This is a genomic window from Novosphingobium sp. GW835-FHT14H07 (assembly GCF_058793515.1).
This window is the reverse complement of the sequence record NZ_JBXAFX010000007.1, coordinates 180351-188899: the sequence shown is the minus strand read 5'-3', so window position 1 is coordinate 188899 and position 8549 is coordinate 180351. Positions and strand designations below refer to the sequence as shown.

Annotated in this window: 8 protein-coding genes; 5 read left to right on the top strand and 3 right to left on the bottom strand. The window is 65.3% G+C overall.

Annotated elements, in window-relative coordinates; translation table 11 throughout:
* Positions 1-83 precede the first annotated feature (83 nt).
* Complete coding sequence (locus tag AC1Q5P_RS09130; RefSeq protein WP_369820979.1) at positions 84-1607, bottom strand: fumarate hydratase; 1524 nt, start codon at positions 1605-1607, stop codon at positions 84-86.
* A 165-nt stretch (positions 1608-1772) separates the two neighbouring features.
* Between AC1Q5P_RS09130 and AC1Q5P_RS09125 the strand changes: the two genes are divergently transcribed.
* Genes AC1Q5P_RS09125 through AC1Q5P_RS09105 form a run of 5 tightly spaced genes read left to right on the top strand, consistent with a single transcriptional unit; the run spans position 1773 to position 6828 of the window.
* Positions 1773-2366, top strand: a complete 594-nt coding sequence (locus AC1Q5P_RS09125; protein WP_492518757.1) for a protein-L-isoaspartate O-methyltransferase family protein — start codon at positions 1773-1775, stop codon at positions 2364-2366.
* Positions 2367-2371: 5 nt separating this feature from the next.
* Positions 2372-3826 (top strand): TolC family outer membrane protein, encoded by a 1455-nt coding sequence (locus AC1Q5P_RS09120; RefSeq protein WP_062342365.1) that lies wholly within the window; start codon positions 2372-2374, stop codon positions 3824-3826.
* Positions 3827-3867: 41 nt separating this feature from the next.
* The gene (locus AC1Q5P_RS09115; protein WP_039333087.1) at positions 3868-4278 is read left to right on the top strand and encodes a DUF2497 domain-containing protein; all 411 of its coding nucleotides are present in this window, start codon (positions 3868-3870) and stop codon (positions 4276-4278) included.
* Between the two features lie 58 nt (positions 4279-4336).
* The gene (locus AC1Q5P_RS09110) at positions 4337-6445 is read left to right on the top strand and encodes a S9 family peptidase (protein WP_492518756.1); all 2109 of its coding nucleotides are present in this window, start codon (positions 4337-4339) and stop codon (positions 6443-6445) included.
* The gene (locus AC1Q5P_RS09105; RefSeq protein WP_039333092.1) at positions 6442-6828 is read left to right on the top strand and encodes a (2Fe-2S) ferredoxin domain-containing protein; all 387 of its coding nucleotides are present in this window, start codon (positions 6442-6444) and stop codon (positions 6826-6828) included. Before AC1Q5P_RS09110 ends, AC1Q5P_RS09105 begins: the two co-directional genes overlap by 4 nt.
* Here the strand turns inward: AC1Q5P_RS09105 and AC1Q5P_RS09100 are convergent.
* A complete protein-coding gene (locus tag AC1Q5P_RS09100; RefSeq protein ID WP_062342361.1) occupies positions 6797-7678 on the bottom strand; it encodes an NAD(P)H-hydrate dehydratase in 882 nt (293 codons plus the stop codon). The genes AC1Q5P_RS09105 and AC1Q5P_RS09100 overlap by 32 nt on opposite strands.
* Complete coding sequence (locus tag AC1Q5P_RS09095) at positions 7671-8462, bottom strand: histidine phosphatase family protein (RefSeq protein ID WP_492518755.1); 792 nt, start codon at positions 8460-8462, stop codon at positions 7671-7673. Before AC1Q5P_RS09095 ends, AC1Q5P_RS09100 begins: the two co-directional genes overlap by 8 nt.
* Between the last annotated feature and the right edge of the window lie 87 nt (positions 8463-8549).

Sequence of the window (8549 nt, the reverse complement as noted above, 5' to 3'; positions counted from 1 at the left end):
CCCACGAGAGTACCGTGAACGGGTGGCCGGGCGGGGGAGCGGGCCGGTGCCGTCAAGGAAAGCCCGGATGGCCTTTCCTACCCTCAAACAGGCAACAGGCCTTCGTCCGCGATCTTCTTCTTCCACACCAGCGGTGCGGCCTGGTGAACGTTTTCACCCGAACTGTCGACCGCAACGGTGACCGGCATGTCCTCGACGGTGAATTCGTAGATCGCTTCCATGCCGAGGTCCTCGAACCCGACCACCCTGGCTTCCTTGATCGCGCGCGCGACAAGATAGGCCGCGCCGCCCACAGCCATCAGATAGGCACTCTTGTGATTCGCGATCGACTTGGTGGCAGCGGGGCCGCGCTCGGCCTTGCCCACGCTTGCCAGCAGGCCAAGATCGAGCATGGTGTCCGAGAAGCTGTCCATCCGCGTGGCAGTGGTCGGGCCAGCCGGGCCGACGACTTCATCGCGCACCGGATCGACCGGGCCGACGTAGTAGATCACGCGGCCCTTGAAATCGACCGGCAGTTCCTCACCCTTGGCCAGCATGTCCTTGATGCGCTTGTGCGCGGCATCGCGACCGGTCAGCATCTTGCCGTTCAGCAGCAGGCGATCGCCCGCCTTCCAGCCTTCGACTTCGGCCTGGGTCAGGGTATCGAGATTGACGCGCTTGGCCGCCGAATCCGGCGCCCAGTGGACCTGGGGCCATTCGTCGAGCTTCGGACGTTCAAGATAGCTCGGACCCGAACCGTCGAGCGTGAAGTGGGCGTGGCGGGTGGCGGCGCAGTTGGGAATCATCGCCACCGGCTTGCCCGCAGCATGGCACGGCGCGTCCATGATCTTGACGTCGAGGATCGTCGAAAGACCGCCCAGCCCCTGCGCGCCGATGCCGAGCGCGTTGACCTTGTCGAAGATCTCGATGCGCATGCGCTCGATATCGGTCTGCGGGCCGCGCTCCTTGAGCTGGGCCATGTCGATCGGCTCCATCAGCGCCTTCTTGGCGAGCAGCACGCAATGTTCTGCTGTGCCGCCGATGCCGATGCCGAGCATGCCGGGCGGGCACCAGCCGGCGCCCATCTGCGGCAGCATCTCGATCACCCAGTCGACGATGTTCTCGCTAGGGTTCATCATCTTGAACTTCGACTTGTTTTCCGAGCCGCCGCCCTTTGCCGCGACGTCGACCGTGACCTTGTTGCCCTTGACCATCTCGACGTGGAGTACGCAGGGCGTGTTGTCGCGGGTGTTGCGGCGGGTGAAGGCAGGGTCGGCCAGCACCGAGGCGCGCAGCTTGTTGTCGGGGTTGTTGTAGGCGCGGCGTACGCCTTCATCGACCACGTCCTGCAGGCTCATGTCGGATTCGAGGCGGCAGTCCTGCCCCCATTCGATGAAGACGTTGACGATGCCGGTATCCTGGCAGATCGGCCGGTGGCCCTCGGCGCACATGCGGCTATTGGTGAGGATCTGCGCAATCGCGTCCTTGGCCGCCGGGCCCTGTTCGGCCTTGTAGGCCTCGCCCAGCGCGCGGATGTAGTCCATCGGGTGGAAGTAGCTGATGTACTGCAGAGCGTCTGCGACGCTCTCGATAAGGTCCGCTTCCCGGATCGTGACCATTTCTGCCATGTTGCCGACTCCCTCCAGAGGCCTTGGTTTCGTGGGGCGCATTACGCGGCAATTTGCGACAAGCAAATCCCTTGGAAACAGCAGATCGATAATCTACAGGCACTTGGCAACATTCAGGCTTCCCCGGGTGCGGGTGGAAGCCCCTAGCGAATATGAGGGTTTCGAATGACCGTGGTTGAAGATCGCCCGGCAGCGGATGAAATGCTGGTTGCCCGTCGTGCGATGATCGATAGCCAGCTTCGCGTGAGCGGCGTCAATTCGCCGGCAATCCTCAATGCTTTCAACGCCGTGCCGCGCGAGGACTTCGTCCCTGCGGAACGACGCGCGGTTGCCTACATCGACCGGGCGGTTCCACTCGGGGGTGGTCGCTCGCTCTCCCCGGCGCTGACTTACGGCCAGATGCTCGAAGCGGCGCAGACCGGGCGCGAGGATAACGTCCTCGTGATCTCTCCGAACGGCTACCTCGCGGCCCTGGCCGCGCAGCTTGCCGACAGCGTGACCCGCGCCGCGTCGCTGGCGTCGGCTCAGGGCGGACCGTATTCGCTGATCCTGATCGATGGCGCCGCCGAAGTGCTGCCGGACTCGCTCGCTGGCCTGCTGGCCGAGGATGGCCGGATCGTCACCGGCATCGCGGATCGTGGCGTCACCCGCCTCGCCATGGCTCGCAAGGCCTTGGGCAAGGTGGTCGCCACCCCGCTTGCCGAGGCCGATTTCGCCGTTCTGGCAGAGTTTGCCGCACCGAAGACGTGGAGCTTCTGAGCCCCATGGCCACCGGCAAGGCGCTACGCCTCATTCTGGCGGCCAGCGCCGCAAGCCTCGCTGTCACTCCCGCTCTGGCCGATGACCTGCGCGAGGCGCTGACCAGCGCCTACAACACCAATCCCACGCTTCAGGCCGCACGCGCGACGCAGCGGGCGACCGACGAAGGCGTGCCACTGGCCCGCGCCCGCGGCTTGCCAAGCTTGCAGGGGCAGGCCAGCTACACGAAAGTGCTGCGCGCCAACCCCAATTCGTTCCTGATCACGGACTGGTCGAACAGCGTCGACCTGAGCCTCGGGGTGCCAGTCTATTCCGGCGGATCGGTCAAGAATTCGATCCGTGCCGCCAAGACGCGCGTCGAAGCCGGGCAGGAAGACCTCCGCGCCACCGAGTCGGGCGTGTTCTCGCAAGTCGTGGCGGCCTACATGGACGTGATCCGCGATTCCGCGATCGTCGGGCTCAACAAGAGCAACGTCGAGGTTCTGGAAGTGAACCTCAAGGCCACCAGCGACCGCTTCGAGATCGGCGACGTGACCCGCACGGACGTTGCCCAGTCCAACTCGCGCCTCGCTCTCGCCCGTGGCGATCTGCGCACCGCACAGGCCAACCTGATCGCCAGCCGTGAGCGGTATATTCAGGTTGTCGGCAAGGCGCCAACCGATCTGCAGCCTCCGCCGCCGCTGCCCGGCCTTCCTGCCAATCCGGATGATGCCGTCGACTTCGCACTCGAAAACAATCCCGATCTCATGGCCGCGCGCGAGCGGAGCAAGGCCGCTGCCTTTGACGTGAAGGTTGCCGACGCGGCAAAGCTGCCCACGGTATCGCTCTCCACGAACGGCAGCCGTCAGGCCTTCAAGGGGACTTTCCAGGGTTCGAGCCAGACCTTGCAGCAGGCGAACACCACCGCCCAGGCCGGTGTCAGCGTCTCGATTCCGCTCTATCAGGGCGGCGGACCTGCCGCGCAGACCCGTCAGGCGCAGGCGCGTGAAACTGCCACGCTCGAGCAGGAAATCGGCGTCGAGCGCGAGGTCATCGCCACCGTTCGCTCGGCCTACGCTTCCTGGCTTGCCGCCAACGAGATCATCGCGATGAACCAGACCGCAGTCGATGCGGCGGCGCTGAGCCTCGAGGGCGTCCGTGCCGAGAACACCGTCGGCAATCGCACTATCCTCAACATCCTCGATGCCGAGCAGGAACTGCTGCGCGCGCAGGTGCAACTCGTGGCCGCGCGGCGCAATGCCTATGTCGCCGGGTTCAACCTGCTGTCGGCAATGGGCAAGGCCGATGCCAATGACCTCGGCCTCGATGGCGGCGCGCTGTATGATCCGCAGATCAACTATGACCGCGTGAAGGGGCGCTTCTGGGACTGGGACCGCGATCCCAAGCCTGCGGCGGTGTCGACGCGCACCGTTGACACGCCCGCGCAGGATGCGACAATTCCGCAAACGCCGCTTCCTTGAGAGAATCGGTGCAGCAGGGGCATTTGGGGGTAAAAGTTGCGATGCGTCAGGCCGGTGAACCGTCCGTCGAGGAAATCCTCGAATCGATCAAGAAAGTGATCGCGCGCGACAACAAGGCCGAGGCGCAGGCGCGCCTGCAGCCCAAGCCCGCCCCGCGCCCGGACGTGCTCGAACTGACCGACCCTGCCGAGGAGGACGAGGCCGAGCCTGCAGGCGGCCTGATCGCCGACGCGGCAGCCGCCTCGATGCGCGAATCGCTGGCGGCGCTTTCGATGCTGGCGCAGCCGGGTGTTGCGCCACAGATCGTGCGCTCGGGCGAGACCTCGCTCGAAGGGCTGGTGCGCGAACTGCTCAAGCCGATGCTGGCCGAATGGCTCGACAGGAACCTGCCCGCCATGGTCGAAAAGATGGTCGCGGCTGAAATCGCGCGCATCGCGGGTAAGCGCGGGTAATCAGGCGCGGCTGATTTTGCGGTTTGCGCCGTAGGCTTACGGCGCTAATCCGGTTTCCATGAAAACCAACTCGCTGTTGCTGGCGGTCGCTCCGCTTGCTGTCGTCAATGCCGCACCCGCTTCCGCCCAGCAGGGGGCGCCGTTCTCCCCGCAGGATCTGGTGACGCTCAGCCGCCTTGGCGGCACGGCGGTTTCGCCCGACGGCAAGACCGTGGCCTATATCGTCACCACCACCGATCCGGGCAGTTACAAACGCACGCCGACATTGTGGGTGCGCAGTGCCGACGGCAGGGGCCAGCCGCGCCGCGTCGACACCGGCGGCAGCGCCAGCGATCCTGCCTTCGCCGCCGATGGCGCCCTCTACTACCTTTCAGACCGCAAGGTCGGTGAAGCCGAGACGACGCAGGTCTGGAAAGTGGACGTCGCCTCGGGCGTGACGACCCAGGTCACTGCCTTCAAGGCAGAGGTATCCGGGTTCGAATTGTCTCCCGATGGCAAACGCATCGCCGTGTGGGGCGATATCGCACGCGATTGCCCGACCTTCGGCTGCAATAGCGACGGCAACACCGCCCTCCCAGGACCTGGCACAGGCCGTCATTACAAGGACGGTGCGGGCTTCGTGCGCCACTGGGACGCGTGGGAAACGCCCGGCAACTACAGCCGGGTCTTTGCCTTCGATCTCGGCGCCGATGGCAAGGTCGTCGGCGATGGCAAGGCTGCCGATGGCCCCGTCGGGACGCTCACCGGCGACAGCCCGGGCAAGCCCTTCGGCGGCGGCGAAGACGTCGCCTGGGCCGCGGATTCGCAATCGCTGTTCTTCGTCGCGCGGCAGGCAGACCGCAACGAGCCGACTTCGACCAATCTCGACATCTGGCAATCCAGCCTGGACGGCACGGCCCCCAAGAACCTCACGGAAGCCAACAAGGCCACCGACAACACCCCCGCCCCCTCGCCCGATGGCAAGTGGCTGGCCTATGCCGCAATGGCGCGCCCCGGTTACGAGGCGGACCGTCTGGTCGTCCACCTCATCAACCTGCAGACCGGCGAGAAACGCGAACTGACCGGCGGCTGGGATCGCTCGGTCGCCTCGCTGACGTGGACGCCGGACAGCAAGGCCCTCATCGCGACGGCAGAGGATGTCCTTGATACGCCCGCGTTCCGCATCGATCCGCTAAACGGCAAGGTCACCCGCCTCGTCCTCAACCCTGGCCGCGAAGGGCACATCGGCAATGTTGTGCCCCTCAAGGACGGCCGCCTGGTCTATACCCGCGATTCGATCGATGCTCCGGCCGAACTGTTTATCGGCAAGCCGGGCAAGGCCGGAATGCGGCTGACCGACGTTGCCACTTCGGCGCTGGCCCAGCGCGCGCCGGTCGTCACGCAGCGGTTCAGCTTCAAGGGCGCGGATGGCGATACGGTCTGGGGCCAGATCACCAAGCCGAGCTGGATCAAGGGCAGGATGCCGTCGGTCCTGTTCGTCCACGGCGGGCCGCAGGGGTCGTACAACGATAGCTGGTCCAACCGCTGGAATCCGCGCGTCTGGGCGAGCCAGGGTTACGCCATCGTCTCGGTCGATTTCCACGGTTCCACCGGATATGGCCAGGCCTTTACCGACGCCATCAACCGCCAGTGGGGCGGCAAGCCACTGGAAGACCTGCAGAAGGGCTTTGCCGCTGCTATCGCGCTCGATGGGCAGATCGACGGCAACAATGCCTGCGCGGCAGGTGCTTCCTATGGCGGCTATATGATGAACTGGATCGCCGGCGTATGGCCGGACCGCTTCAAGTGCCTCGTGCAGCATGACGGTGTGTTCGATGCCCGCGCCATGGCCTACGAGACCGAAGAGCTGTGGTTCGACGAGTGGGAGCACGGCGGGCACCCCTATTACGAGGCTCCGCAAGAGTTCGAGAAGTGGAACCCGGTCAACCACGTCGCCAAGTGGAAGACGCCGATGCTGGTGATCACGGGCGAGAAGGACTTCCGCATTCCCTATACGCAAGGCCTGGCCGCATTTACGGCGCTGCAGCGTCGCGGCGTCCCTTCCGAACTGCTGGTCTTCCCGGACGAGAACCACTGGGTGCTCAAGCCCAAGAACTCGTTGCAGTGGCACCAGACCTCGTTCAACTGGCTCAACCGCTGGTTGAAAAAGGACGGCAAGGCCGAATGACGCCCGATTCCGCTGAAATTGCTCTGGCTGAAATAGCCCTCGAAAAGCTCGGCGGGTTCAATCCGCAGCGCCACATCCTGCTCTGCGCCGGGCCGGAAAAGGACAAGTGCGCCCCGCGCGACGTAGGAGACGAGGCGTGGAATTACCTCAAGAAGCGCCTTGGCGAGCTGAAGCTCGGCGGGGCGCAAGGGGTGCTGCGCAACAAGGTCGGTTGTCTGCGAGTGTGCATGGTCGGGCCGGTCGCAGTCGTCTATCCCGACAATGTCTGGTACCATTCCTGCACACCGCCCGTGCTGGAGCGGATCATCCAGGAGCATGTGATCGGCGGCGTTCCGGTCGAGGACTACCGGCTCAGGCAGCCCGTTCCATCACCCGCGGAATGAAACCGAGAAGCTCACTGGCAAGATAGCCCAGCGGGCCGATCGCTTCAGCACAACGGCGCCCGGCCTCGCCATGCAGCCAGACGGACCACAAGGCTGCCTGAAGCGGCGCTGCTCCGCGTGCCAGCAGGGCTGCGGCAATTCCCGCCATGACGTCGCCCGATCCGCCAGTGGCCAATCCGACGTTGCCGCCGCTATAGCTGAACAGCTCGCCTGTAGGAGCCGCAACCAGACTGACTGCACCTTTCAGGACGACGACGGACCCGAAGCGTTCGGCACAACGGCGCACGGCGGCGGCGCGGTCCTGCTCGATCGCGTCGGCATCATCGCCGAGCAGCGCGGCAATCTCGCCGATGTGGGGGGTCAGGACAGCCGGTAAGCGTCGCTCGCGCAAGCGCCCTGCATGATCGCAGATCGCCATGAGCGCTGCGGCGTCGAGCACCAGTGGCGTTTCATCCACGGCCTGCATCAGCCTGCCGACCAACGCCGAGGCCTGTTCCGCGCAGCTCATCGCAGGGCCTAGAACCAGGCAATCGCTCTTGTCCACTTCTCGTTCCAAACTCGTGCGGGTGGCGTCGATCTCGCCCTTGGGATCGGGTGCCAGCGGCAGGACGGCCACTTCCGGCATCACTATGCCGATCATTATCGCGGTCGATTCGACTGTCGCGATGCGCACCTTGCCCGCACCAGCGCGCAGAGCGGCCTCGGCGGTGAGGCGCACGCCGCCCGGGACCATGGTGCAACCGCCGACAACGAGCACGCGACCGCGCGCGTTCTTGTCGCTTTCCTCGTGCGGCTGCGGCAACGGATGCTGGCGCAACCACGCGCCGTCGAGAGTTCGCGCTTCAGCCACGGGCCGCCACCATGCGGTCGGGCTCGCGGGTCGGTTCAGTACCTTCGCGGACCATCGGCGCGACCATATTGTAATGCTCGAGCACGAGTTCGCCGTCGCCCTTGCCGGAACGGTCAAGCCGGTATTGCGTGATCGCGCAGTTGGCGATGTCGCCGGCCTTGTCGATGGCAAGGATCTCCGCTTCGGAGAGATGCTCGACGATGTAGCGCATGCACAGCACGACAACCTGATGCGCGACGATCATCACGCGCTTGCCGGCGTAGTGCAGCGAGACCGTGTCGAGCAGCGCGCGCAGGCGGAAGATCACGTCGACCCAGCTCTCGCCCCCGGGAGGGCGGTGGTAGAACTTGCCCAGCACGCGGCGGAACTCGGCCTGATCTGGCTGGTAATGGTGGATGCCAAGCGTCGTCAGCCCGTCGAGGATGCCGAACTCCTTTTCCCGCAGGCGTTCGTCGATGCAGATGCGCAAGTCTGGATCACAGCCCCCTGCCTCGCGAAAGATCTCCGCCGTTTGCACGGCGCGGACATAGGGACTGGCCAGGATGACCTCCGGCCGCGCACCTTCTTCCCCACTGGCGAACCAGTGCCCGAGGGCGCGGGCTTGTTCGCAGCCGAGCGCGGAAAGCGGCACATCGACATCGCGATGGTCGAGCGCAATGCGCAGGTCGCCCGCAGCGTCCGCGGCATCGCGCGCGACGTTGCCTGCGCTCTGGCCGTGACGGATCAGCCACAGCACCTCGGGCCAGCGTTCGTGCGGTTGCGGCAGCGTGCGAAGTCCAGTCATGAAAAGCCAAGCGCGAGGCACACAGGTTGGTTCCGGAACATTCGCTGCCCTTGAAGGATTGAGCGATCAACCGACTCATTTTCAAGG